At 72.9% G+C, this 23,611-nt stretch carries 23 protein-coding genes, 1 tRNA gene and 2 pseudogenes; 19 read left to right on the top strand and 7 right to left on the bottom strand.

Translation table 11 applies throughout. The features are described 5' to 3' along the window. Positions 1 to 9: 9 nt before the first annotated feature. Together KSF81_RS21195 and KSF81_RS21190 are read right to left on the bottom strand one after the other, a co-directional pair. Positions 10 to 1,995: an alpha-amylase family glycosyl hydrolase gene (locus tag KSF81_RS21195; RefSeq protein WP_217380643.1), complete on the bottom strand. Its 1,986-nt coding sequence runs from the start codon at positions 1,993 to 1,995 to the stop codon at positions 10 to 12. 39 nt (positions 1,996 to 2,034) lie between these two features. Then, entirely contained in the window at positions 2,035 to 2,781 is a 747-nt protein-coding gene (locus KSF81_RS21190; RefSeq protein WP_217380642.1) for a Crp/Fnr family transcriptional regulator, read from the bottom strand. 114 nt (positions 2,782 to 2,895) lie between these two features. Between KSF81_RS21190 and KSF81_RS30985 the strand changes: the two genes are divergently transcribed. The 4 genes and pseudogenes from KSF81_RS30985 to KSF81_RS21170 all read left to right on the top strand — a co-directional run bounded on the left by KSF81_RS30985 (position 2,896) and on the right by KSF81_RS21170 (position 5,906). Further along, positions 2,896 to 3,021 (top strand): hypothetical protein, encoded by a 126-nt coding sequence (locus KSF81_RS30985; protein WP_256444276.1) that lies wholly within the window; start codon positions 2,896 to 2,898, stop codon positions 3,019 to 3,021. Positions 3,022 to 3,066: 45 nt separating this feature from the next. Beyond that, positions 3,067 to 3,360, top strand: a complete 294-nt coding sequence (locus tag KSF81_RS21185) for a hypothetical protein (RefSeq protein ID WP_217380641.1) — start codon at positions 3,067 to 3,069, stop codon at positions 3,358 to 3,360. 293 nt (positions 3,361 to 3,653) lie between these two features. Beyond that, positions 3,654 to 4,932: pseudogene (locus KSF81_RS21175) on the top strand (CaiB/BaiF CoA transferase family protein). Next, positions 4,929 to 5,906, top strand: coding sequence for a tripartite tricarboxylate transporter substrate binding protein (locus KSF81_RS21170; RefSeq protein ID WP_217381801.1), 978 nt, complete (start codon positions 4,929 to 4,931; stop codon positions 5,904 to 5,906). The pseudogene KSF81_RS21175 and the gene KSF81_RS21170 overlap by 4 nt, the downstream one beginning before the upstream one ends. Positions 5,907 to 5,923: 17 nt before the next feature. Here KSF81_RS21170 and KSF81_RS21165 read toward each other — a convergent pair whose 3' ends face one another. After that, on the bottom strand, positions 5,924 to 6,217 hold the full coding sequence (locus tag KSF81_RS21165; RefSeq protein ID WP_217380639.1) for a nickel-binding protein: 294 nt from the start codon (positions 6,215 to 6,217) through the stop codon (positions 5,924 to 5,926). A 38-nt stretch (positions 6,218 to 6,255) separates the two neighbouring features. Further along, the gene (locus KSF81_RS21160; RefSeq protein ID WP_217380638.1) at positions 6,256 to 6,669 is read right to left on the bottom strand and encodes a septal ring lytic transglycosylase RlpA family protein; all 414 of its coding nucleotides are present in this window, start codon (positions 6,667 to 6,669) and stop codon (positions 6,256 to 6,258) included. Positions 6,670 to 6,795: 126 nt separating this feature from the next. Here KSF81_RS21160 and KSF81_RS21155 point away from each other — a divergent pair, with 126 nt between their 5' ends. The 10 genes and pseudogenes from KSF81_RS21155 to KSF81_RS21110 all read left to right on the top strand — a co-directional run bounded on the left by KSF81_RS21155 (position 6,796) and on the right by KSF81_RS21110 (position 16,050). Then, positions 6,796 to 7,788, top strand: coding sequence for an RluA family pseudouridine synthase (locus tag KSF81_RS21155; protein WP_217380637.1), 993 nt, complete (start codon positions 6,796 to 6,798; stop codon positions 7,786 to 7,788). Positions 7,789 to 7,969: 181 nt separating this feature from the next. Next, positions 7,970 to 8,584: pseudogene (locus KSF81_RS30250) on the top strand (AsmA family protein); the annotation flags it as partial. 718 nt (positions 8,585 to 9,302) lie between these two features. Beyond that, positions 9,303 to 10,412 (top strand): AsmA family protein, encoded by a 1,110-nt coding sequence (locus KSF81_RS21145; protein ID WP_254453663.1) that lies wholly within the window; start codon positions 9,303 to 9,305, stop codon positions 10,410 to 10,412. A gap of 4 nt (positions 10,413 to 10,416) precedes the next feature. Beyond that, complete coding sequence (locus KSF81_RS21140; RefSeq protein WP_217380635.1) at positions 10,417 to 11,121, top strand: ATP12 family protein; 705 nt, start codon at positions 10,417 to 10,419, stop codon at positions 11,119 to 11,121. 46 nt (positions 11,122 to 11,167) lie between these two features. Next, positions 11,168 to 11,443, top strand: coding sequence for an acylphosphatase (locus KSF81_RS21135; RefSeq protein ID WP_217380634.1), 276 nt, complete (start codon positions 11,168 to 11,170; stop codon positions 11,441 to 11,443). 276 nt (positions 11,444 to 11,719) lie between these two features. Next, entirely contained in the window at positions 11,720 to 12,511 is a 792-nt protein-coding gene (locus tag KSF81_RS21130) for a calcium-binding protein (protein ID WP_217380633.1), read from the top strand. 295 nt (positions 12,512 to 12,806) lie between these two features. Continuing rightward, positions 12,807 to 14,243, top strand: a complete 1,437-nt coding sequence (locus KSF81_RS21125) for a DEAD/DEAH box helicase (protein ID WP_217380632.1) — start codon at positions 12,807 to 12,809, stop codon at positions 14,241 to 14,243. Positions 14,244 to 14,333: 90 nt separating this feature from the next. Further along, complete coding sequence (locus tag KSF81_RS21120) at positions 14,334 to 14,555, top strand: hypothetical protein (RefSeq protein WP_217380631.1); 222 nt, start codon at positions 14,334 to 14,336, stop codon at positions 14,553 to 14,555. 156 nt (positions 14,556 to 14,711) lie between these two features. Continuing rightward, positions 14,712 to 15,626: a tripartite tricarboxylate transporter substrate binding protein gene (locus tag KSF81_RS21115; protein WP_217380630.1), complete on the top strand. Its 915-nt coding sequence runs from the start codon at positions 14,712 to 14,714 to the stop codon at positions 15,624 to 15,626. Between the two features lie 13 nt (positions 15,627 to 15,639). Beyond that, positions 15,640 to 16,050, top strand: coding sequence for a hypothetical protein (locus tag KSF81_RS21110; RefSeq protein WP_217380629.1), 411 nt, complete (start codon positions 15,640 to 15,642; stop codon positions 16,048 to 16,050). A gap of 12 nt (positions 16,051 to 16,062) precedes the next feature. On the opposite strand, the gene lipB is transcribed toward KSF81_RS21110, so the two are convergent. After that, positions 16,063 to 16,707, bottom strand: coding sequence for a lipoyl(octanoyl) transferase LipB (gene lipB / locus KSF81_RS21105; RefSeq protein ID WP_254453662.1), 645 nt, complete (start codon positions 16,705 to 16,707; stop codon positions 16,063 to 16,065). A gap of 59 nt (positions 16,708 to 16,766) precedes the next feature. Here lipB and KSF81_RS21100 point away from each other — a divergent pair. Further along, positions 16,767 to 16,852: transfer RNA gene (locus KSF81_RS21100), tRNA-Leu, on the top strand. 104 nt (positions 16,853 to 16,956) lie between these two features. Then, positions 16,957 to 19,239: an NADP-dependent malic enzyme gene (locus KSF81_RS21095; RefSeq protein ID WP_217380628.1), complete on the top strand. Its 2,283-nt coding sequence runs from the start codon at positions 16,957 to 16,959 to the stop codon at positions 19,237 to 19,239. A gap of 42 nt (positions 19,240 to 19,281) precedes the next feature. Here the strand turns inward: KSF81_RS21095 and KSF81_RS21090 are convergent, their stop codons facing one another. Together KSF81_RS21090 and KSF81_RS21085 are read right to left on the bottom strand one after the other, a co-directional pair. After that, positions 19,282 to 19,704: a hypothetical protein gene (locus KSF81_RS21090; protein WP_217380627.1), complete on the bottom strand. Its 423-nt coding sequence runs from the start codon at positions 19,702 to 19,704 to the stop codon at positions 19,282 to 19,284. Continuing rightward, the gene (locus tag KSF81_RS21085) at positions 19,665 to 20,918 is read right to left on the bottom strand and encodes a hypothetical protein (RefSeq protein WP_217380626.1); all 1,254 of its coding nucleotides are present in this window, start codon (positions 20,916 to 20,918) and stop codon (positions 19,665 to 19,667) included. Before KSF81_RS21085 ends, KSF81_RS21090 begins: the two co-directional genes overlap by 40 nt. 203 nt (positions 20,919 to 21,121) lie before the next feature. Here KSF81_RS21085 and KSF81_RS21080 point away from each other — a divergent pair, with 203 nt between their 5' ends. The 3 genes from KSF81_RS21080 to galU all read left to right on the top strand — a co-directional run bounded on the left by KSF81_RS21080 (position 21,122) and on the right by galU (position 23,595). Next, positions 21,122 to 21,823, top strand: coding sequence for a VWA domain-containing protein (locus tag KSF81_RS21080; protein WP_217380625.1), 702 nt, complete (start codon positions 21,122 to 21,124; stop codon positions 21,821 to 21,823). A 9-nt stretch (positions 21,824 to 21,832) separates the two neighbouring features. After that, on the top strand, positions 21,833 to 22,531 hold the full coding sequence (locus KSF81_RS21075) for a hypothetical protein (RefSeq protein WP_217380624.1): 699 nt from the start codon (positions 21,833 to 21,835) through the stop codon (positions 22,529 to 22,531). A gap of 188 nt (positions 22,532 to 22,719) precedes the next feature. Further along, a complete protein-coding gene (gene galU, locus KSF81_RS21070; protein ID WP_217380623.1) occupies positions 22,720 to 23,595 on the top strand; it encodes a UTP--glucose-1-phosphate uridylyltransferase GalU in 876 nt (291 codons plus the stop codon). Positions 23,596 to 23,611: the final 16 nt, after the last annotated feature.

Genomic DNA, 23,611 nt, shown 5'->3' with positions numbered 1-23,611 from the left:
GCGCCCCGGCTATAGACCTTCGGCGACCGAACCCTCCTGCGGCTCGGGGCGATTTGCCAGCACCAGGATTTCCGAGGGCGGCAGGTCGCGGATCTCGACATGGGCGGTGCCATCCGGCCTCCGGCGGACCGGCAGGACGGAGCCCTGGGGATGCGGGCCGCCGAAGGGGCCGGCCGTTCCCGCTTCGGCCGTATTGAGCACCACCGTCAGCCCGCTGCCCGGCGGGTTGAGTCTGGCATCCACCAGGACATCGCCGCCCCGCGCCGCGGTGCCATGCCCATTGAGGACGCAAAGCGCCTCCTCGTCATCGAGGATGCGCGACCAGGCGACCAACTCGCCCGCCCCTGATGCGCCGAAGGGTCCGCCGAAGAGCGAGAGCGGGCGAAGATACTGCCGGCCATGGCGCAGCACCGGCAGCGCCCGCCGCAGCGCCGCACAGGCCGCGATGCGCGTGAAGGCGGGATGCGCCGCATCGAAGCAGTGGCGGCCGGCGGTGCCGAAGGGGCCGAAGCCGGGCAGCTCCGGGTCGAGGCATTCCGGTGCGGGCCGCATGCCCTCGGCGCCGCTGCGTCGCGGGTGCTCCGGCCCGAACATCGCCTCGCGCAGGTAGCGGTCGGACCCGCCCCAGCCGGGCAGCCAGCGGCGCTCGGCGGGCTCCGGGCCGGCGAATGCCTGCTCGGTGCCGTAATAGATGCAGGGAATGCCGAGCGTGAACATCTGCAGCGCGACGCCCGCCACCACCTGATGGTTGCTCGCCGCCTCGGCGGAGAAGCGCAGCTTCTGGCCGAAGACATGGTCGTGGTCATCCAGCACCGAGACGTGGCGGTCGCCGAGGTTGCGGTGCGACCCCATCACCGTGCGGCCGGGATCGAAGCGGTCGAAATAGTCGCCTGGCGGCGCGAGGCCCTTCGCGACCTGGTTCAGGGCGATCCGCATCTCGCCGATATCGAGCGCGGCGCTGAGATTGCGCTCCAGCGCATCGAGGTAGAAATTCTCTGCCGAATCGCCCCCGGCCACCTCGCCGAGCAGCAGGAAATTCAGCTTGCCGAGATTGGCGGCGAATTCACGGATGGTGCCGCAGAAATTCCGTGCCTCCTCGACGGCAACATGCTTCAGCGTGTCGATGCGGAAGCCGTCGCAGTCGGTCAGCGCGATCCAGTATTTGAAGCAGGCCGCCAGGTTCTCCAGCGTCCCGGCATGGCCGAGGGCAAGGTCGCGCAGGATCTCGAAATCCGTGCGCTTGTGCTCGGCCTCGGGATCGGCGAGGTCGCCGGCGCCGAGGTCGCCGGTCCCGGCCCTGGTATAGGCATCCGGATTGCGCAGCTCCTCCGGCCAGGCCGCGTCGTCGCGCCCGAAGGCGGTGCCGGCCATCGGCCGCCCCTCGGCATCGAGCCAGGCGCCGAAGGCATAGGCGCCGCGCGGCAGGTAGCGCGGCCGCCAGGCGCCGCCCGGAGTGGCCTCCGGATAGATCCAGTTGCTGCCCGTGTGGTTGAAGATGATGTCGAGGATGACGCGCATGCCCCGGCCATGCGCCGCGGCGCAGAGCTCCACCAGGTCCTGCCGGGTGCCGAGGCGCGGGTCGATTTCGAGGAAATCCTGCACGCCGTAGCCATGATAGGTGTCGAGGTGGCGCCGCTGCTGGAAGACCGGGCTGATCCATAGCGCGGTCACGCCCAGAGCTTGCAGGTAGTCGAGCTTCGACCGGGCGCCTGCCAGGTTGCCGCCCTGCCAGCGTTCCGCCCCCGAGGCCGCCCATTGGTCCCAGCGCCAGGACCCGCCGCCGGGCCGCGGGCGCGCCGCAGCGAGGTCGCCGCGGTCGAGCAGGGGGCGCCCGCCCTCCTGCCCGTCGCTGAAGCGATCCACCAGGAGGAAGTAGAGGATCTCGTCGCGCCAATCCTCCGGCGAGGCGTGGCAGTGCTGCCGGCGCGGCAGCGTGACGTCGCGGCGGATGCTCCCCGGCACCTGCCGCGACAGCGCCTTCTCGGCAAAACCCATCCTCTGGCCTCCCGATTCGCGGTTGCGTCCCGGTGCCGCCTACCGAGGCTGCGGCGGGCGGGCCGCATCCTGCCTTTCCTCCCCGTCGCGCTGCGCGGCGGTGCCCTCGCGGCCGGCCTGGACCATGGCCCGCAGCCGCGCCGGGTCGCGCAGCAGGATGGCCCGCGGCCCGCTCTCCACCAGCCCGCTGCGGCCGAGCGCCGCCAATTCGCGCGAGACCGCCTCGCGGCGCGCGCCGATGCGGGCGGCCAGGATATGCTGCTGCAGGGGCGGGCTCAGCACCAGCATGCCATCGCCCCGCGGCCGCGCCAGCCGCAGCAGATCGGCGCAGAGCCGGAGCCGCACCGGCAGCGTCACCAGCTCCAGGATGCGCTCGTCCTTGGCGCGGATCCGCTCGGCGAGCTGGTGCAGCAGGCGCCGGCCCAGCGCCGGGCTGTGCAGCACCACCGCGAGGAAGGCCTCGGCCGGCAGCCGGCAGAGCACCGTCCGGTAGAGCGCGGTGATATTGGCGGAGCGCGGCGCGCCGTCGATGGCGGCCATCTCGCCGAACAGCTCGCCCGGCCCGAGATCGCCGAGCACCAGCTCCTCGCCATCCGGCGCGCGCACCACGACGCGCACCGCGCCCTCGACGATCGCGAAGACATCGCTGCTGTCCTCGCCGAAATCGAGCACCACCGCACCGGGCGCCACGGTGAGTAGGCTGGCACTCGCCGCCGCCTCGGCAAGCCGCTTCGGCTCAGCGCCGGCGAAGAAGCCGATCCGGCCCAGCAGCGCGGCATCCGCCATGGCCGCCATCCCTCAGCGGCACCGCCGCTTCGGGCCGTGCGCGCGCGCACATCCCCCGGGGCGCGAGGGGCGCAGTCTCCGGCCTGCCAGGGATGGCAGGAAGCGGAGGCCGACATGACCCAGTGGAAGCGCCCCGACATTGAGGAGATGGCCGAGTTCCTGCTGAACCTGGCCGGCGTGGCCTACATCCTCGGCTTCCTCGTCGCGGTCGAGGCCGTGTTGCTGAAGCTCTTCTACTAGGGGTGGGCAAATGCCGCCGCCCCGCAAGGCGAGGGAGACATCACCATGGGATGCATGTGCGATCTGGCCGGCGCTGCCCTGGTCCTCGGCTCGCTGGCCATGCTGCCCCGCGCCTTCGCGCAGGAGGCTCGCAGCAATACCGTCCAGACGACGGGCGCCATGATGCCGCGGCCCGATCCGGGCATCGCCCCGACCACGCCGCTGCCGCCCGGCCTCCGCCGGTACACCCTGCCCGAACCGGCAGCCCTCGGCGGGAGCGCCGCGCATGGCCTCTGGCCGGTGGTGGTCGGCAACAGTGACGGCAACCCGGTCGTCGAATACCGGATGCCGCCACGCTGATCCGCGGGGCGCTGCCGCCCGTGGCGCGGCAGGCCATCCCGGGGGCTTCCGTCGCCGCGGGAGCCAGGCTTGCGGGGCTTGGCCCGGGGCGGGCCGGATCATGGACCGCATGGTCATTCCCGCACTCATCCGATGCCTCAGAAAATAATATCCATGTGAAAGGAGGGGTGCGGTCAATTCCCCTTGGGCAACAGGCCCGGAACCGCTTGCCGGGGTGGCGCCCCGCTCCGTCGTCCGGCGCGCCACCGGCCCAGGCGGGCGGGCCCTGGCCGTGTCGCCGGCGCCGGGGCAGCATGCCGCGGCAGGGAGGAAACGCCATGTCCGATGCCGCCGCCGCCGCCGGCCCGCTCGCGGGTGTGCGGGTGCTCGATCTCTCGCATGTGCTGGCCGGGCCCTATGCGACCTACCACCTGGCGCTGCTTGGCGCCGAGGTGATCAAGATCGAGAAGCCCCCCGGTCGGGGATGCGATCCGCGACATGGAAACGCGGCCCGCCCAGGGTGGCGTGACCGCCGCCTTCCAGGGCGTGAATGCGGGCAAGCGCGCGATCGCGCTCGACCTGGCGCAACCCGGCGGCCGGGCGGTGCTGGAGCGGCTGATCCCGACCGCCGATGTGTTCCTGGAGAATTTCCGCCCCGGCAAGATGGCGGGGCTCGGCTTCGAGCCGAAGCGCGTGGCGGCGCTGAACCCGCGGATCGTCTATGCCTCCGTCTCCGCCTGGGGCCAGGCCGGCGACCATGCCGGCCGGCCCGGCTACGACCATGTGATGCAGGCCGCGACGGGGATGATGTGGCTGCAGGGCAGCGATCCCGCGGCGCCGCCGGTGAAGGTGGGCTTCCCGGCGATCGACATGGCGGCGGGCCTGACCGGGGCGCTGGCGGTGATGGCCGGCCTGATGCGCCGGCGCGCCGGCGACACCGGGCCGATCGTGCTCGACATCTCGATGGCCGATGCGGCGCTGGCGCTGATGTCGGCGCCGGCCAGCCGCTACCTGATGGAAGGCGCCGCGCCGTCCCGCATCGGCAATGGCGCCTTCGCCGCGAGCCCCGGCGGCAACGTCTTCCGCACCGCGGATGGCTGGCTCGCCGTCGCGGCCAATACGCTGGCGCAATTCGAGGCGCTGGCCCGCATGCTCGGCCGGCCCGAACTGGCCACCGCGCCGGACTGGCTGCGCCTGCGCCCCGCCTCGCCGGATGCCATCCTGCGCGATTGCGGCACGCCGCGCCTCGCCGCCGCGCTGGAGGGCGCCTTCGCCGGCCGCGGCTCGGAGGAATGGGAGGCGCTGCTGGCCGCCGCCGGCGTGCCGGCCGCCGCGGTGCGCAGCCTGGCGGCCTTCCTCGATGGGCCCTATCGCCGCAGCCCGGGCTTCACGGGGCATGTGCCGGATCCGAATGCGCCGCCCGGCGGGGCCGGGCATGCGGTGCTCGGCGCCGCCTTCCGCATCAATGGCGCCGCGCCGGTGCCGCGCGCCGCGGCGCCGCGGCTGGGCGCGGATACCGGGGCGGTGCTTGCCGGGCTCGGCTATGCGCCGGCAGAGATCGCCGCGCTGCGGGCCGCGGGGGCGGTGCAGTGAGGCCGGCGGCTCCCTGGCGCCGCCGCGGCCTGCTGGCCACCGTCGCAGCCACCACCGCCGGCAGGGCCCTGGCGCAGGGCTTCCCGCAGCGGCCGGTGCGCCTGGTCGTTCCCTATGGCGCCGGCAATGTCACGGACCAATTGGGTCGGTTGCTGGCCGAGGCCCTCTCGCGGCGCTGGCCGCAAAGGGTGGTGGTGGAGAACCTGCCGGGCGCGGGCGGCACGCTGGGGGTCGCCGCGGTGGCCCGCGCGGCGCCGGATGGGCATACGCTGGTCCTCGCGGCGATGGCGGCGATGACGGTCACGCCGCATCTGCAACGCGGCCAGGTCGGCTACGACCCGCTGGCCGACCTGGCGCCGATCGGGCTGGTCGCGGTCACCCGCGGGGCGCTGGCGGTGCATCCCGCGCTGCCGGCCCGCAACCTGGAGGAACTGGCCGCGCAGGCCCGGCGCGCCGGGCCGGTCTTCTACTATTTGGCTGGCAGCGGCACCTTGCCGCATCTCAATATGGGATTGCTGAAATCGGCGCTCGATGCCCCGCTGGAGCACGTGCCCTATCGCACCAGCGCGGCCGGTCTCGCCGACCTGCTGGCCGGACGGGTGCAGGTGACGATGGACGCGGCCAGCGTGACCCTGCCGGCGATCCTCGACGGGCGGTTGCGCGCGCTGTTCTGGAACGGCCCCAGGCGCAATCCCGCCCTGCCCGGGGTGCCGACCCTGGCGGAGGCGCTGCCGGGTCTCGACCTCGCCAATCCCTGGCTCGGCCTGCTGGCGCCGCGCGGCCTGCCGGCGCCGATCCTGGCCTGGCTGGAGGCGGGATTGGCGGCCGTGCTGGCGACGCCCGGCTTCGCGGAAAGGTTCGACGCCGGGCTGGAGCCGCTGGGCGGCGGGGCAGAGGTCTTCGCGCGCCAATTGCGGGAGGACCATGCACGGTTCGGCGCGCTGCTCGCCCGGCTGAACATCCGGCCGGATTAGGCCCGATCGCGCCGGCCTCAGGCCAGGCGCGAGCCGTCCGCCATGCCCGGGTCCAGCCTGGCATGGACCTTGGAGATGCGGTCCACCCGCAGCCCCATGCGGCGGCCGTGCTCGCGCAGCACCGCCTCATCGGTGGCGCGGTAGTGGCCATAGATCCTGCCCTCCGCGACGAAGCTCTCGATCCACTCGATACCGGGTCCGATCGCTCGCTGGGCGTCGCAGAGGCCGATGGCCGTGGCGCGCAACCCTTCCTCGGTGAAGCTCTCGATGCCGGGGATGCCGCATTCCACGATGTAGCGGTGCATGGCCATCGGCCCGTTCTCCATCCGGTCGCCGCCAGGGCGGGCGGCTATTGCTGCGCCACACGCTCCGGCACGTCCACCGGCGTCACCCGCACCGGGGCGGTGCCGTCCTCCTTCATGCCGAGCCGCTCCGCGGTGCGGGGGCTGACATCGATGATCCGGCCGCGCACATGCGGGCCGCGATCCTCCACCTTGACCATCGCGCTGCGGCCATTCTCAAGGTTGGTCACCCGGGCCGTGGTGCCGAGCGGCAGGCTGCGATGCGCCGCGGAATTCGAGTTCCGGTCGAAACGCTCGCCATTGGCCATGCGGCGGCCGTGGAATTGCGGCCCGTAATAGGAAGCCTCGCCCTGCTGGCTGCGGTGCTGCCGTGGCCCGGCCTCGGCGGTCGGCACCAGGGGCTGGTCGCAGCCCGCCAGGCTGGTGATCGCCAGAGCCGCACCGATGGCCAGTACCCGCATCCCTCGCACGATTGTCTCCCAATCCTGTGACGTGACAGGGGGGCAAGACGCACGGGACGCTGCATGGTTCACTCGGGAGCGGGCTTTTCCCTTTCGCCTATTCCTGGTGCTAAGGCTTCTTCCACCATGACCATTCAGCACCGCACCGTGGCGGCGGCGGAGGCGGATGCCCGCCTCGACCGCTGGTTCCGCCGGCATTTTCCGCAATTGACCCAGGGTGCCCTGCAGAAAATGCTGCGCACCGGCCAGATCCGCGTGGATGGCAGGCGGGCGGAGGCGAATACCCGGCTCGCCGCGGGCCAGGAGGTCCGGGTCCCGCCCCTGCCGGAGGGGCCGCCGCCGGCGCCGCCCGGCCAGCGCCCGGTCGATGAACGCGATGCGCGCGAGCTGGAGCGGATGGTGATCCATCGCGACGACAGCGTGATCGTGCTCGACAAGCCGCATGGGCTGCCGGTGCAGGGCGGGCCCGGCATCCACCGCAACCTGGACGCCATGCTGGACGCGCTGCGCTTCGGCTATGAGGAGCGGCCGCGCCTGGTGCACCGGCTGGACAAGGACACCTCCGGGGTATTGCTGCTGGCCCGCACCGTCCAGGCCGCGGCGCAACTCGCCCGGGTCTTCCGGGAGCGCGAGGTGGAGAAGACCTATTGGGCCGTGGTGGTCGGCGAGCCCGCGGTGCCGGCCGGCCGCATCGACCTTGCTTTGGCCCGGCAGAGCGGCCCGCGCGGCGAGCGCACCACGGCGGTGGACGACCCCGCCGAGGGCGCCCGCGCCATTACCGACTTCAGCACCCTCGATGCGGTGAAGCAGCGCGCCGCTTGGCTGGAGCTGAAGCCGGTGACCGGCCGCACCCACCAGCTTCGCGTCCATTGTGCCGAGGCGCTGGGCAACCCGATCCTGGGCGATGGCAAATACGGCGGCTCGGCCGCGCATCTGGAGGGGCTGCCGGGGCAGTTGCACCTGCATGCCCGCTCCCTCCGCCTGCCGCATCCGGATGGCGGGGTGCTGGAGGTGGCGGCGCCGCTGCCGCCGCATATGCGCGAGACCTTCGGCTTCTTCGGCTTCGAGGCGCCGCGCACGCCCAAGGCCCGGCGGCTGAATCCGGGGCCGCGGCGTTAGGCCGGTATCGTCCCGCCGGAACGCCCCCCAGGCGATGCCGGCCATTGGCGCCCGTACCGCTGCCGCAGGGCGGTCCCGGTGCGGGCGGCAGAATTGGTCGCCGGGAGGTGGCCGCACCGCAGCCTGACGGCAGCCGGGCCGATCGCGGTCCCGGCCAAGCCGCAACCGTCCGGAGACGCGCATGTCCAAGCCACCACCCCAACCGCCCCGCCGCCGCTGGCTGCGCTGGCTGCTGATCGGGCTGGCGGTGCTGCTGCTGCTGCCGGTGGCGGCGCTGGCGGTGCTCTATGCGAGCTTCGACCCGGAGGCGCAGAAGCCCCGCATCGCGGCCGCGGTGGAACAGGCGACCGGGCGCCGGCTCACCCTGGCCGGGCCGGTCGGGCTGAAGCTCTCGCTGGTGCCGACCGTGACGCTGCAGGATGTGGCGCTGGCCAATATGCCGGGCGGCTCGCGCCCGGAGATGGCCACGGCGCGGCGGGTGGAGGTGCAGATGGCGCTGCTGCCTTTGCTCTCCCGCCGGGTGGAGGTGCGGCGGCTGGTGCTCGTGGCGCCGGATATCCTGCTAGAGACGGATGCCGAGGGCCGGCCCAATTGGGCCTTCACCCCGGCCCCGGCCGCGGCGCCGGCAGCCCCGGCGGATGGTGCGGCGCCGGCCACCACCCCGGAGGAGGCGGCCCGGCCGCTGGCGGTGGCGGTGGAACGGCTGAGCATCACCGAGGGCCGCATCGCCTATCGGGACGGCCAGACCGGCCGCACCCGGGCGCTGACCATTTCGCGGCTGGAGACGGAGGAATCGGGCAGCGGCGGCCCGCTGCGGCTGGACGGTGCCCTGGCGCTGGACGGGGTGCCCTTCACCCTGCAAGGCGAGACCGGCTCGCTGGCCAGGCTGGCGGCGCCCGAGCCTGACGCTGCCCCCTGGCCGCTGCGCCTGGCGCTGGCCGCGGAAGGCGCGCGGCTCACGGTGGAAGGCGGCATCGCCCGGCCGCGCGAGGCGAAGGGCTGGCAGGTGGCGGTGACGGCGGCGGTGCCGGACCTGGCGCGGCTGGCGCCGCTGCTGCCGGATGCGCCGCTGCCGCCGCTGCGCGACCTGGCGCTCTCGGCACGGCTCGCGGAAGCGGGTGGCGCCTGGCCGGAGGTCGCCGATCTCCGGCTCACGGCCGGCGAGAGCGACCTCAACGCGCTGCTGCCGGGGCTGCGGCTGCAAAGGCTGCTCGTCACCCTGCCACGCCAGGACCAGCCCCTGGCGCTGGAGGCGGCGGCGCAGGCCGGGGCGCTGCCGCTCCGGCTTGCCGGCACGCTTGGCGCGCCGGCGCTGCTGCTGCCGGGCGCGGCCGCCGGCCAGAACTTTCCGCTCGACCTCACGGCCGGCGCGGGCGAGGCCACCGCCAGCCTGCGGGGCGGCATCGCCGATCCGCGGGGGCTGAGCGGCATCGACCTCGCCCTTGCGCTGCGGGTGCCGGACCTGGCCGCGTTGGCGCCGCTGGCGGGCGGGGCGGCGCTGCCGCCGCTCCGGGATGTGGCGCTGGATACCCGGCTTGCCGAACGCGGGCCCGGCTTCCAGGGCGGCGCCTTCCTGCGCGGCCTCCGTGCCGCATCGAGCGCCGGCGACCTGGCGGGGGGATCTGACCTATGTGATCGGGCAGCGGCAGGGGGTGGCGGGGCAGCTCCAGTCGCAACGGCTGGACCTCGATGCGCTGCTGGCCCTGGCATCCGCCCGGCCCGCCGTGCCCGCGCCCGCACCGGCACCCGCACCGGCTCCCCTGGCCGCGCCGGCGGCCGACCATCGCGTGATCCCGGATCTCCCCCTGCCGCTGGAGGCCCTGCGGGTCACCGACAGTGACCTGCGCTGGACGGTGGCCGAGATGGTGCTGCGCGGCGTGACCTGGCGGCAGGTGGAGATGGCGCTGGCCATCCAGGACGGCAGGGCGCGGCTCGATCCCCTGGCCGCCACCCTGCCGGGCGGGCGCGTGACCCTGCGCGGGGCGGCGGATGTCACCACCGATCCGCCGACCGTGCAGGTGGCGGCGCAGGGCAGCGGCCTCGACCTCGACGCGCTGCTCGGCGCCTTCGGCGTGGCGCGGCGGCCGAGCGGCCGGCTCGACCTCAATGCCGACCTGCGCGGCCAGGGGCGCGGGCTGCGCGCGGTGGCGGCGGGGTCGCATGGCTTCCTGCATCTCGGCCTGGCGGAGGTGCGGCTGCCGCCGGGGCTGCTGCCGGCGCAGCTTGCCCAGGGCGTGCCCCTGCCGGTGGACAACCTGACCATCAGCGGCGCGCGGGCGCAATTCGCGGTGGAAGCCGGCATCGCCCGGACCCAGGTTCTGGACATCGCCACCAACCTGGGGCGGGTGACGGGGGAGGGCACGATCAGCCTGCGCGACGAGAGCCTGGCGATCCGCCTCGATACCGATCTCCGGCTGCCGATCCCCGGGGTGCCGCAGGGCCTGCGCATCCGTGCCCCAGTGCCGCTGACCGGCACCCTCGGCGCACCGCGGCTCGACTGGAGCCGGGCGGAGGGTTCGGCGGCGGGGGCGGTGGCGGGCGAGGTGCTGGAGCGGAGCGTGCCGCGCGAATTCCAGGCGCCGGCGCAGGAATTGTTGCGTGGCCTCTTCGGCCGCGGGAGGTAGGGGGATGAAGCGCTTCTGGGACAGGGCCGAGGTCACCGAACAGCCGGATGGCTTCGGCGTGGCGCTGGATGGCCGCCCGGTGCGGCTGCCGGGCGGCACGCCGCTGGTGGTGGCGGCGGCGTCGCTGGCCCGGGCCATCGCCGAGGAATGGCAGGCAGCCGGTGGCGCCAGGGATGGGGAGTTCACCGCCGCCGACCTGCCGCTGACCCGACTCGCCGGCACCGCACAGGAGCGGATCGCGCCGGACCCGGCGCCGCAGGTGGAGGGGCTGGCGAAATATGCCGAGACCGACCTGCTCTGCTACCGGTCCGAGGACCCGCGGCTGGCGGCGCTGGAGGCGGCCTCCTGGCAACCGCTGCTCGACTGGGCGGCGCTGCAGCACGACGCGCCGCTGCGCGTCACCACCGGGCTGATGCCAGTGGCGCAGGAGCCAATGGCGCTGGCGGCGCTCCGCCGCGTGGCGGCGGGTTGCACGGCGACCGAACTCACGGCGCTTGGTGTGCTGGTGCCGAGCCTGGGCAGCTTGGTGCTGGGGCTGGCGGTGGTGCAGGGGCGGCTGGAGGCGGAGGAGGCGCACCGGCTGGCGGTGCTGGATGAAACCTACCAGGAAGCCTTCTGGGGCACCGATGCGGAGGCCGCAGCGCGGCGCGAGCGGATCGCACGGGAGGTGGCGCTGGCCGCCCGGCTGGTGGCACTCTCGCGCGACTGACAGGGCCCGCGGGCGGCGGGCCGGGACGATGCTGCGGAGAGCGCGCGTGAATGCACGGCATCTGCTGATCGAGGGGCGGGTCCAGGGCGTCGGCTACCGCGACTGGCTGCTGCGCGAGGCAATGCGGCTCGGCCTCTCCGGCTGGGTGCGCAACCGCGGCGACGGTCGGGTGGAGGCGGTGGTCGCCGGCCCGGAGCCGCTGGTGCAGGCGCTGCTCTCGGCCTGCCGCCGCGGCCCGGCGCTGGCGCGGGTCGAGCGGATCGAGGAGAGCTTCGCTGAGGTGCCGGAGGAGCCGGGCTTCCGGCGATGGCCTTCGGTCTGAGCGCCCGGTCGTCCGGAGGCGCAGCGGAGGACGTGAACCGGCCGGCAGGAGACAAGCCCCTGGGATGTGGATAGGTCGTCCGACGCCACTTTTGGTTGTAATACTTAAGGTTCTCTTGCCACCAATGTAATAAATTGTCTCTGTATGCACGCGAGAGTAGCGTTACGACAACTTATGGTTGAGGAATGGGCATCAGAAAGGTGCTCCGGCACCTGATCCTTTTTCGAGGTGCGGGCCATGGGTGATTTCGCGTCCCTGATCGGCGGCAGCGAGGTGATGGGCCTGGATGCCGTCCCCTCCCATGCCGATGCCTACTATCATATTGAATCTGCGGGTATCTTCCTCGACAGGGCGCATAGTTCCGGCTCTGGCATCGTCGATGCTGCGGGGAATCCGAATGATGTCCGGATCGCCATGGGCAGCGGCGATGACGTGATCCGCAGCGGTGGCGGCGATGACCGGATCGATGCCGGTTCCGGCAATGACTGGATCGATGCCGGTTCCGGCGACAACGCGATCTCCGGCGGCAATGGCAACGATCACATCGCGGCCGGCGGCGGCAATGACCTGCTGCTGGGAGGGAACGGAAACGACACGCTCGATGGCGGCGATGGCGCTGACCTCCTCGATGGCGGTGAGGGTAACGACCTGCTGTACGGCGGTGGCGGCCAGGACCTCCTGATGGGTGGCAACGGCAACGACCTGCTGAGCGGCGGCGGAGGCGCCGACCTCCTCTGGGGCGGCAATGGCAATGACACGCTGATCGGCGGCGGCGGCGACGACCAGTTGATGGGTGGCAACGGCAACGACGCCTTCCTGTTCGACAGCAACTTCGGCCATGACATCATCACCGATCTGAGCAAGGGCGATCAGCTCTGGCTGGCGCATGACGTGAACGGATCGGGCATCTGCAAGCCCGCCGACCTCGCCAGCCATGTCACCGGTGGCATCGGGATGAACGGCGCAAAATACACGCTGATCACCATCGGCGAGGACACGATCCGCATCGAGGGCATGGACAAGAACGACTTCCTGCACAAGCTCTCGGACTGGGTGAAGATCGTCTGATCCGGGGCGCATCCATCGGCAGGATTCCGCGGCCGTTGCGCAACCGGGGCTTGCTTTCGCAGATGCGAAGGCGCATCTTGTCGGGGCCGGTTGCCTTGCGTGCCGGCGGTGCCCCGGCCGCGTGAGCGGCCCCCCGGATGATCCGGCCCTCGTGGCCAGCCCGGGGCGAGCCGAACTGCCGGGCCACGCGACGCTTCCTTCCGGAATGGCCCAGCCACGCGGGGTCTCCATCTGAAACCCGCGGCGTTTCGCGCAACCGGCGCCTGCTGCCGCGCGACTGGGATTATTGTTCCAAGTGACATCTTTCTCCGAACTCGGCCTCGCCGCGCCCCTGATGCGCGCGCTGGAGGAGGCCGGCTACTCCACCCCCACCCCGATCCAGGCCCAGGCCATCCCCACCGTGCTCGGCGGGCGCGACCTGCTGGGCATCGCCCAGACCGGCACCGGCAAGACCGCCGCCTTCGCCCTGCCGATCCTGCACCGGCTGAACGAGAAGGGCGGCCGCCCGCCGCGCGGCGGCTGCCGCGCCCTGGTGCTGAGCCCGACCCGCGAGCTGTCCTCGCAGATCGCCGACAGCTTCCGCACCTATGGCAAGCATCTCGGCCTTTCGGTCGCCACCGTCTTCGGCGGCGTGCCGCATGGGCCGCAGCGCCGCGCCCTCTCGATGGGCGTCGATATCGTGGTGGCGACGCCGGGCCGGCTGCTCGACCATCTCGCCTCCGGCACCGCCCGGCTCGACCGGGTCGAGGTGCTGGTGCTGGATGAGGCGGACCAGATGCTGGATGCAGGCTTCCTGCCGGCCATCCGCAAGCTGATCCCGGCCCTGCCGCGACAGCGCCAGACGCTGTTCTTCAGCGCCACCATGCCGAACGAGATCGGCCGCCTGGCCGGCGACCTGCTGCAGGACCCGGCGCGGGTCGAGGTGGCGCCCGTCGCCACCACGGCGGAGCGCGTGGCGCAGCGCGTCGTGCATGTGGAGGCCGGGCGCAAGCGCGGCCTGCTCGCCACCATGCTGCGCGCCGAGGGGGTCGGCCGGGCGCTGATCTTCTCCCGCACCAAGCACGGTGCCGACCGCATCGTGAAGCAGCTCGACCAGGACGGGCTCGCCGCCAACGCCATCCATGGCAACAAGAGCCAGGGCCAGCGCGAGCGGGCCCTGCTGGAATTCCGCACCGGCGAGGCGCCGATCCTGGTCGCCACCGACATCGCCGCCCGCGGCATCGACGTGGATGGGGTGACGCATGTGGTGCAGTACGACCTGCCCGATGTGCCGGAATCCTATGTCCACCGCATCGGCCGCACCGCCCGCGCCGGCGCTTCCGGCGAGGCCGTGGCGCTCTGCGCACCGGAGGAGATCGAGAAGCTCTGGGCGGTGGAGAAGCTGATTCGCCAGTCGATCCCGGCCGAGGATCTCCGCAACGACAAATCCGCGCCGCTGGTCCGGCCGGCGCAGCTCCGCGGCGTGCGTCCGGCGAAGCAGGGGAACGGGCGGGGTCGTGGCGGCCCGGGCGGCGGGCATGGCCAGCCGCGCCAGGGCCAGCCTGGCCGGTCGCAGCAGCCGCGTGGCCAGGCGCCGCAGCGGGCCGGCGAGGGCGGGGACGGCACGCGCCGCCGCGCCATGCCGGCCGCCGCCGAGGCGCCGCGCCGGGACCGTTCCTGGCGGGAAGGCGATTTCCGCGATGGCGCGGCGGAGCCGATCCGCGGCGGCAGCGCCCGCCAGGCGGCGCGCTGAGAAAGCGCCTGGGGCCAGCCTGATCCGGGCGGCCCCTGGCGACCTCCGGCGCCATGCCGCGTTGCGCCCCCTGCCAGGCAGGAGGCTCGCATGCGGGAGACGTGTTTGCAGAAGACGGGTACGGACCGGATCACGGTCCGCACCGATGACCGTGGCACCCTGGTGCTCGACCCCTCCGGCCAGGTGCTGGAGGAGCACGGCAACGACCGGCACGAACTGACGCTGGCCCGCTACCGCGAATCCGGCTGGCGCATCGCCAGCGATGCCGCGGTGCGGCCCGAGGCGGCCGCGAGCGATGGCGAGGACGCCTGACCCGGCGCTTTCGCTGGGCAAGCCACTCCCGCTGCGGCAGCATCGTCCCAGGGAGCCCCTGAGAGGCTCCGGGGAGGATGCCCATGGATTTCCGTCGCCGCGCCCTGCCTGGTCTGCTTGCCGGTCTCGCCCTGCCCGCCGCGGCGCAATCGCCGAATGCGGCCGCTGCCTGGCCGGACCGGCCGCTCCGTCTGGTCGCCCCCCTATCCGCCCGGCGGGCAGACCGATGTGGTCGCGCGCTGGTTGGCCGAGCAATTGCGCCCGGTGCTGCCGCAGCCGATCATCATCGAGAACCGCGCCGGCGCGCAGGGCATCATCGGCACCCAGGCCGTGCTGGCGGCGCCGGCAGACGGCTATTCCGTGCTCTACGTCAATGCCTCGACCACCCTCATCAATCCGGTGATCCATCCGGGCCCGCCCTACGAAACCTTCCGCGACATGACCCCCGTGGTGCAATTCGGCACCGCGGCGCTGGTGCTGACGGTGCGGCCGGATCGCGGCATCAATTCCCTGGAGGAATTGCTGGCCCTCGCCAGGCAGCGGCCCGGCGAGCTCTCCTATGCCTCCTTCGGCATCGGCTCCGCCTCCCACCTCTATGGCTCGATGCTGGAGAAGGCGGCGGGGGTGCGGATGTCGCACGTGCCCTATCGCGGCTCCGCCGCGGCGGTGCAGGATGTGGTGGCCGGCCACGCCTTCCTCTCCATCAATGACGAGGCGGTGAGCGTGCCGCTGATCCAGGACGGCAGGCTGCGGGCGCTGGCCGTGACCGGCACGCAGCGGATCGCGTCATTGCCCGGTGTGCCGACCTTCAAGGAACGCGGCTTCGGCGGCGGGCTGGAAATCCTGGGCTTCAACGGCCTGGCGATGCGCGCCGGGACGCCGCCCGCCATCGTCCGGCGCTTCGCCGATGCGGTGCTCGGCGTGGTGCGGACGCCACAGGGGCGCGAGCGCCTGGCGGTGATGGGGCTGCTGGCGACCGGCCTCGGGCCGGAGGAATTCGCCGCGCAACTGCGGCATGACGCGCCGATCTGGGCGCAGGCGGCGTGGGACAGCGGGGCGCGGGTGGAATAGGGAGGGACCAGGGATGCGGACCATCATCGGCCTGGCCGTGCTGCTGCTGGCCGGGATGGCCGGCGCGGCGGGCGCGCAAGGCACGGGCGGGGATGCCCTGCCGCTGCGGCGGGGCTTCTACCTGCCGGAGGGCACCCCCTGCGCCCGGGCCAGCAACGCGGAGCTGCTGCTCTTCACCGGCCGCGGCTTCAACGTCTCCCAGGCCGAGTGCCGCATCACGCGGGTGCGGCGCCAGGGCGAGGCCTACGACATCACCGAGACCTGCCAGGACATCCGCGGTGGCGAGCGCATGACGGGGCAGAGCCGCATCCTGCCCGCCGGGCCGGAGGCCTATACCCTCGTCGCCGACGGCAGCAGCCAGCGCTACCACTACTGCCCGCAGGCGCAACTGCCGGCGCCCTGGCGCAACAATCGCCTGCCGTGACGGCGGGCGGCGCTACCCGAACGCCTCCGTCCAGGCCGCCAGCAGCGCCGCATCCGCCTCCGCCATGGTCGCCGGGATGCCGAGTCGGTGCAGGCTCGTCACGCCATGCCCGCTGATGCCGCAGGGGATGATGCCGCCGAAATGGCCGAGATCGGGGTCCACGTTCAGCGCGATCCCGTGCCAGCTCACCCAGCGGGTGACGCGCACCCCGATGGCGCCGATCTTGTCCTCGGTGCCGCGGGCCGGGTCCGCCACCCAGATGCCGACGCGGCCCTCCCGCCGCTCTCCCTTCACGTTGAAGCGGCCGAGGGCGCGGATCATCCATTCCTCCAGGGCATGGACATAGGCCCGCACGTCCCGGCCGCGCTGCGCCAGGTCCAGCATGACATAGGCGGTGCGCTGGCCGGGACCGTGATAGGTCCATTGCCCGCCGCGCCCGGCCTGGAAGACCGGGAAGCGGGGATCGACCAGCCCCTCGGGCGTGGCGGAGGTGCCGGCGGTATAGCTCGGCGGGTGCTCCACAAGCCAGACCAGTTCGCCGGCGGTGCCGGCCCGGATGGCGGCGACCCGGGCCTCCATCGCGGCCAGGGCCTCGGGGTAGGGGGTCAGCCCCTCGGCGATCCTCCATTCCGGGGCCGGCATCTGCGCGCGGTGCATTGAAGGGCTCGGGATCATCGGCTATACGCGCGGCCTCCGGTCGTTCCCACGGCCGGGCTGCGGTCGTGGCGGAATGGTAGACGCGCCAGCTTGAGGTGCTGGTGGGGGAAACCCCGTGGAAGTTCGAATCTTCTCGACCGCACCAATCCCCTGATTCCCCGTCCTTATCGGCCCTGCCCCGGGGCGGCGCCCGCGGGGCATCGCGCCCGGCGCGCGCCTCGCCTATGCTCCCCCGATACGGAGGTGCCGATGGACGAGGATTTCCGCAAGGCCGCGCTCGACTATCACCGGCTGCCGCGGCCGGGGAAGCTGGCCATCGAGCCCACGAAGCGCATGGCGACGCAGCGCGACCTGGGCCTGGCCTATTCGCCGGGGGTGGCGGCGGCCTGCGAGGCCATCGCCGCCGATCCCGATGCCGCCTGGGACCTCACCACGCGCGGCAACCTGGTGGCCGTTGTCACCAATGGCACGGCGGTGCTGGGGCTCGGCGCCATCGGCGCGCTGGCCTCGAAGCCGGTAATGGAAGGCAAGGCCGTCCTCTTCAAGAAATTTGCCGGCATCGATTCCATCGACATCGAGGTGGAGGAACGCGACCCCGATCGGCTGATCGAGGTGGTGGCGGCACTGGAGCCGAGCTTCGGCGCCATCAACCTGGAGGACATCAAGGCCCCCGAATGCTTCGAGGTGGAGCGGCGCCTCCGCGAGCGCATGCGCATCCCGGTCTTCCATGACGACCAGCATGGCACCGCCATCATCGTCGCCGCCGCGGTGCGCAACGGGCTGCTGCTGCAGGGCAAGCGGCTGGAGGATGTGAAGCTGGTCAATACCGGGGGCGGCGCCGCGGCGCTGGCCTGCCTCGACCTGCTCTGCGCCATGGGGCTGCGGCGGGAGAACGTGACCGTCTGCGACATCAAGGGCGTGGTCCATGAGGGCCGCACCGAGATGATGGACCCCTACAAGGCGCGCTATGCCCGCAAGACCGAGGCGCGAACGCTGGAGGAGGTGCTGGAAGGCGCCGATATCTTCCTCGGCCTCTCGGCGCCGCGCGTCCTCAAGCCCGAATGGCTTTCCAAGCTCGCGCCGAAGCCGCTGGTGCTGGCTCTGGCCAATCCGGAGCCGGAGATCCTGCCGGAAGCCGTGCGGGCCGCGCGGCCGGATGCGATCGTCGCGACCGGGCGCAGCGACTACCCGAACCAGGTCAACAATGTCCTCTGCTTCCCCTTCATCTTCCGCGGCGCGCTGGATGCCGGCGCCACCGCCATCAATGAGGCGATGAAGGTGGCGGCGGCGGACGCCATCGCCGCCCTGGCACGGGTCGAGGCGTCGGAGGTGGTGGCGGCGGCCTATGGCGGCAATGCCCCGATCTTCGGCGCCGACTACATCATCCCCAAGCCCTTCGACCCCCGGCTGATCCTGGAGATCGCCCCCGCGGTGGCGCGGGCCGCCATGGAAAGCGGCGTGGCCCGCCGGCCCATCGCGGACTTCGCCGCCTATCGGCGCGATCTGGAGCGCTTCGTCTTCCGCTCCGGCTACCTGATGCGGCCGATGTTCGAGGCGGCCCGCCGGGCGCCGCGCAAGGTCGTCTATTCCGAGGGCGAGGACGAGCGCACGCTCCGCGCCGTGCAGACCGTGCTGGACGAGGGCATCGCCGAGCCGGTGCTGATCGGCCGCCACGCGGTGATCGAGGCGCGGGTCAAGGCGATGGGCCTGCGCATGGACCTCGCGCAATCCGTGCAGGTGATCGACCCGCAGCAGGACCGCGCGCAGGTCGAGCCGCTGATCGCGCTCTATCAGGCCAAGGTCGGTCGCCGCGGCGTGCCGCCCGAGGCAGCGGCGCGGCGCGTCGGCACCCGCCCGACTGTCACCGCCGCGCTGCTGCTGGAAGCCGGGCTGGTGGATGCGGCGCTCTGCGGCGGCAGCGGCAATTGGATGCGGCAATGGCACTACGCCTATGACGTGATCGGCAAGCGCCCCGATGAGGGCCGCGTCTATGCGCTTTCCGCGGTCATCGTCCCGAATGCCACCCTGTTCTTTGTGGACACGCATCTGCTGGTGGAGCCCACCGCGGCGCAGATCGCCGAGATGACCTGCCTCGCCGCCGAACAGGTGCAGGCTTTCGGCATCACGCCCAGGGTGGCGCTGCTGTCGCATTCCTCCTTCGGCGGCTCCAATGCGCCGACCGCCAAGACCATGCGCGACGCGCTGGCGCTGATCCGGGCGCGCGAGCCCGGGCTGGAGGTGGATGGGGAGATGCATGGCGATGCCGCGCTGGTGCCGGCCATTCGCGCCCGCGCGGTGCAGGACAGCCGGCTTTCCGACACCGCCAACCTGCTGGTCTTCCCCAACCTCGATTCCGCCAATATCGCCTTCAACCTGGTGAAGGCGGCGGCGGATGGCTTGCAGGTGGGGCCGATCCTGCTCGGCATGAACAAGCCGATCCATGTGCTGGTGCCGAGCGTGACGGCGCGCGGCATCGTCAACCTGACGGCGCTGGCGGTGCACCAGGCGAACGGGATGCGGGCGGAAGCCTGATTCCCGCCCGCTATTCCGCCCATGCTTCCGCCCCCTGGCGGCTCAGCGCGCCGTGGCGCTGAGCCCCAGCATCCGCTGCGCCGCGGCCGGGTCCGGCGGCGTCGCGGCGAGTTCGGCGAAGGGCAGGGGCTGCGGCGGCCGGGCGGTGATCTCCACCTCCCGCGCCTGGCCGCGGATGAAGCGGAGCAGGGCCTCCCGCACCGGGTCCAGGCCGCCGCCACCGCCCTTGGCCCCGGGCGCCCCCCTGGGGGCCAGCGCCGCGCCCACCAGCGCGGCATGCTGTTCCCGCACCTGGCGTTCCTGCATCCCTGATTCGCGCGCCTGCTGCCGCACGAACCGGCCATAGAGCGATTGGTCCACATAGCGCAGCGCGAAGGAAACCAGCCGCATGCGCTGGAGATCCTGCGCCTCCGCCGCCTCCGCGCTCACCCCGTCCAGCACCATGGAGAGGCCGATGGCGCCCATCTCCCGCCCCGCGAGCGAGAACGAGGTGAGGTCGAGGCGCCCGCTGGCCCGGTCGAAGCGGCTTTCGGCAGTGAGGTCGGCGACCAGCGCCTGGTAGCCGAAGCGCTGCAGCCATTCGGCGAGGCCGGGGAAGGGCTCCAGCCGCAATCGCGCAGCGCCAGGCTGCCGGTCTCCGGCCCGGCCGCCGCCGTCTCGCCGCTGAGGCGGAGCGTGCCGAGGCTGCCGAGCGGCCGGTCGCCGAGCGCCAGCGCCACGCCTTCCACCTCCAGCGCATAGCCGCCGGGCGGGCGCGGCGGCGCCTCGCTCGCCGCCGCCGCGGCGAGGCTGGCGGCGAGGTCGATGCCGCGCAGGGTGGCGCGGGCCAAACGGATGCGATCCAGCACCCCGGCCTGCGGCGCGCGGATATCCAGCCCGGACAGCGCCAGCCTGGAGGGCCGGCCATTGCCGTAATCCTCGATGGTGAGCTCGGCCAGGCCGACATCCGTCTCGCCCCGCACCGCCAGCCCCTCGATCCTCAGCGAATCGGCGCTCAGCATGTCCGGGCGGAACTCCTCGCCCGGGGCAGGGCGCCGCACGGTCAGGCCGGCCAGGCGCAGCCGGGCGATGGTGGCGCCGCCATCCGCCTCCTCCAGGGTGATGTCGCGGGCGGTGGCCTCGCCGACGCCGTCCTGGCGCAGCGCGTCGAGGGTGAGTTCGGCCATGGTGGCGCGGCGGTCCGGCCGCTGGATGACGACATCGGCCAGCCGGACGCTGCCGCGGGCGGGGTCGATCACCTCGGCCGTGCGGTAGCTGAGGCTGGCGTCGGGGCCGAGCATGGTGCGCAACTGGCCGACCGGCGGCGGCTCGTTGGGGGGAATCGGCGTGGCGGCCGGGGGTGGCGCCGCGGCGGGCGGCGGCGCGGCCGGACGTGGCGCGGGCTGTTGCGGCGCCGTGTCAGGGCCGAATTTCCCCGCCGCGGCCGGGGGCGGCGGCTCGCCGAATTTGTCGACCCGGGGCGCCGCGGCCTGCGGTGCCGGTCGTGACGGCGTGGCCTGGGGCGGCCGGGGGGCGGCCGGGGCGGTGCCGAATTTCCCGCTCTGCGGCGGCGCCGCCTCGCCCACCGGCGGCGGCTTGGATTGCGCCGAAGCTATCGCCCCGGGCCATCCGCCCGCGAGCAGCCCCGCCAGCGCGCCGGCCCGCGCTCCGGCCAGCGCCAGGCGTCCCAGCAATCTCATGTCGCTCTCCTCGCCGCGTCCCGGCCCGCATTAAACCGGCATCCTTGCCAGGATGCCAACGAAGCGCGCGTGACCGGCCTTCGCCGGGTGCCTGCGGCGGCGCCGCACCCTGGATTCCCGCGCCCACATCCGGCCCCCCCACCCTGGTCCCCACCGTTGCCCCCACTCTGGCGCCGCCGCATCAAGCCGCCCATCTTTCAGGCATGAGCAACCTGCCGGACAAGCCCGCCTCCTCCGCCGTCGCCGCCTTCCTGAAGCGGGTCGAGAGCCTGCCGCAGGTGCGGCCGGCGAGCGGGCGGCGCGGCCGGCTGGTCTTCGCCATCGATGCCACCGCCTCCCGCCAGCCAAGCTGGGACCGCGCCTGCCAATTGCAGGGGGAGATGTTCCTGGCGACAGGCGATCTCGGCGGGCTGGCGGTGCAGCTCGCCTATTACCGCGGCTTCCTGGAATTCGCCGCGACGCCCTTCCTGACCGATGCCGCGGAGCTCGCCCGCCGCATGACCGGGGTGCACTGCCTCGGCGGCCAGACCCAGATCCTGCGGGTGCTGGACCACGCCCTGGCCGAGACGCGGCGGGAGCGGGTGCATGCCCTGGTCTTCGTCGGCGACGCGGTGGAGGAGCCGGTCGATCCGCTCTGCCACCTGGCCGGCCAGCTTGGCCTGCACGGCACGCCGGTCTTCGTCTTCCATGAGGGCGGCAATCGGCTGGCTGGCGAGGCATTCCGGCAGATGGCGAAGGTTTCGGGCGGCGCCTACGCGCCCTTCGATTCGGCCGCCGCCGGGGCGCTGCGGGACCTGCTGCGCGCGGTCGCGGTCTATGCCGCCGGCGGGCGGCAGGCGCTGGGCCGGCTGCCGGGCGCGGCGGCGCAGCGGATCGCCGGGCAATTGCCGGCACCCAAGGGATAGGGGCAAGGCATGGTCTGGCTTGCCATCGGGGTTGGGCTGCTGCTGCTGGGGCTCTGGCTGCTGCGCGTCTTCGCCGATGCCGATGTGACGGCGGTGAAGCGGCTGGGCGCGGTGGCGCTCGGCGGGCTCGGCGCCGTGCTGCTGGTGCTGCTGCTGGTCTCCGGCCGCGGCGGCCAGGCGCTCTGGAGCCTGGCGCTGTTCGGGCCGGTGCTCTGGCGCTGGTGGCAGGGCCGCCGGGCCGCCTGGCGGTTCGGGCGGGGTGGCGGCGCGGCAGGCGCGGAGAGCGTGGTCGAGACGGCGATGCTCAGCATGCGGCTCGACCATGGCAGCGGCCGGATGAGCGGCCGGATCCGGCAGGGCCGCTTCGCCGGACGGGAATTGCTGGACCTAGCCCTGCCCGAGGCCCTGGCGCTGCTCGCCGAATGCCGCCGGGCGGACCCGGAAAGCCTGCCGCTGCTGGAAGCCTGGCTGGACCGGGCCGAGCCGGCTTGGCGGGAGGCCGGGGAGCCGGGGGCATCGGCCGGGGGCGGCACCGGCCCGATGACCCGGGAGGAGGCGCTGGCGGTGCTCGGCCTGGCCGAGGGGGCGGGAGAGGAAGTCATCCGCGCCGCCCATCGCCGGCTGATGCGCGGCGCCCATCCGGACCAGGGCGGCAGCGACTGGCTGGCGGCACGGATCAACCAGGCCCGGGACGTGCTGCTTCCCTGAGCCTTCTGGCCTGAGCCCTCCGGCTGGCGCCAACCCGATTTCCGCAACTTTCCCGCCACGATCCCGTGGTAACAGCCTGGCCATCGGGCCATGGCCGCCTTGCCCGTCCGGGGCGCGCATGGCACCAATCCGCTGACCTGTTCCGGCCTTTCGCCGGCTTCAACCGCAACGTCCTTCCAGGAGGCCCCGTGTCCGCTCTCAAGCCGCTGAAGAAGGCCGTCCTGCCGGTTGCGGGCCTCGGCACCCGCTTCCTGCCGGCCACCAAGGCATTGGCCAAGGAGATGCTGCCGGTCGTGGACCGGCCGCTGATCCAATATGCCGTCGATGAGGCCCGTGCCGCCGGGATCGAGCAGTTCTGCCTCATCACCGGCCGCGGCAAGACCTCGATCGTCGAGCATTTCGACGTGGCCTATGAGCTGGAAAAGACCCTGGAGGAGCGCGGCAAGCTCGATATCCTGGCGGAACTCCGCGCCATGGCGATGGAGCCCGGCTCCATGGTCACAGTGCGCCAGCAGGTGCCGATGGGGTTGGGCCATGCCATCTGGTGCGCCCGCGCCTTCATCGGCGACGACCCCTTCGCCATCCTGCTGCCTGATGACCTGATGCTCTGCGAGGAATCCTGCACCGCGCAGCTCGCGACGGCCTATCGGGAGACCGGTGGCAATGTCGTGGCGATCGAGGAGGTCCCGCGCGACCGGGTGAACCGCTACGGCGTGCTCGACGTGGCGGAGGACAAGGGAAGGCTGGTCTCGGTGAAGGGCCTGGTCGAGAAGCCGGCGCCGGAAGTGGCGCCCTCCAACCTCACCATCATCGGCCGCTACGTGCTGATGCCGGAGGTGATCGGGCATCTCGCGCGCATGGAACGCGGCGCCGGCAACGAGGTGCAGCTCACCGACGGCATGGCCAGGCTGATCGGCACCCAGCCCTTCCACGGCCTGCGCTATGAGGGCAGGCGCTTCGACTGCGGCGACAAGGCCGGCTTCCTGGAGGCGCAGATCGCCTTCGCGCTGAAGCGGCCGGACATGGCGCCTGCGGTGCGGGAATTCCTCAAGCGCTACAGTTGAGCGCAACCTCGGACGA

The organism is Siccirubricoccus sp. G192 (genome assembly GCF_019084075.1).
Lineage (GTDB): Bacteria > Pseudomonadota > Alphaproteobacteria > Acetobacterales > Acetobacteraceae > G192.
This window is presented reverse-complemented; position numbering and strand designations above follow the sequence as displayed.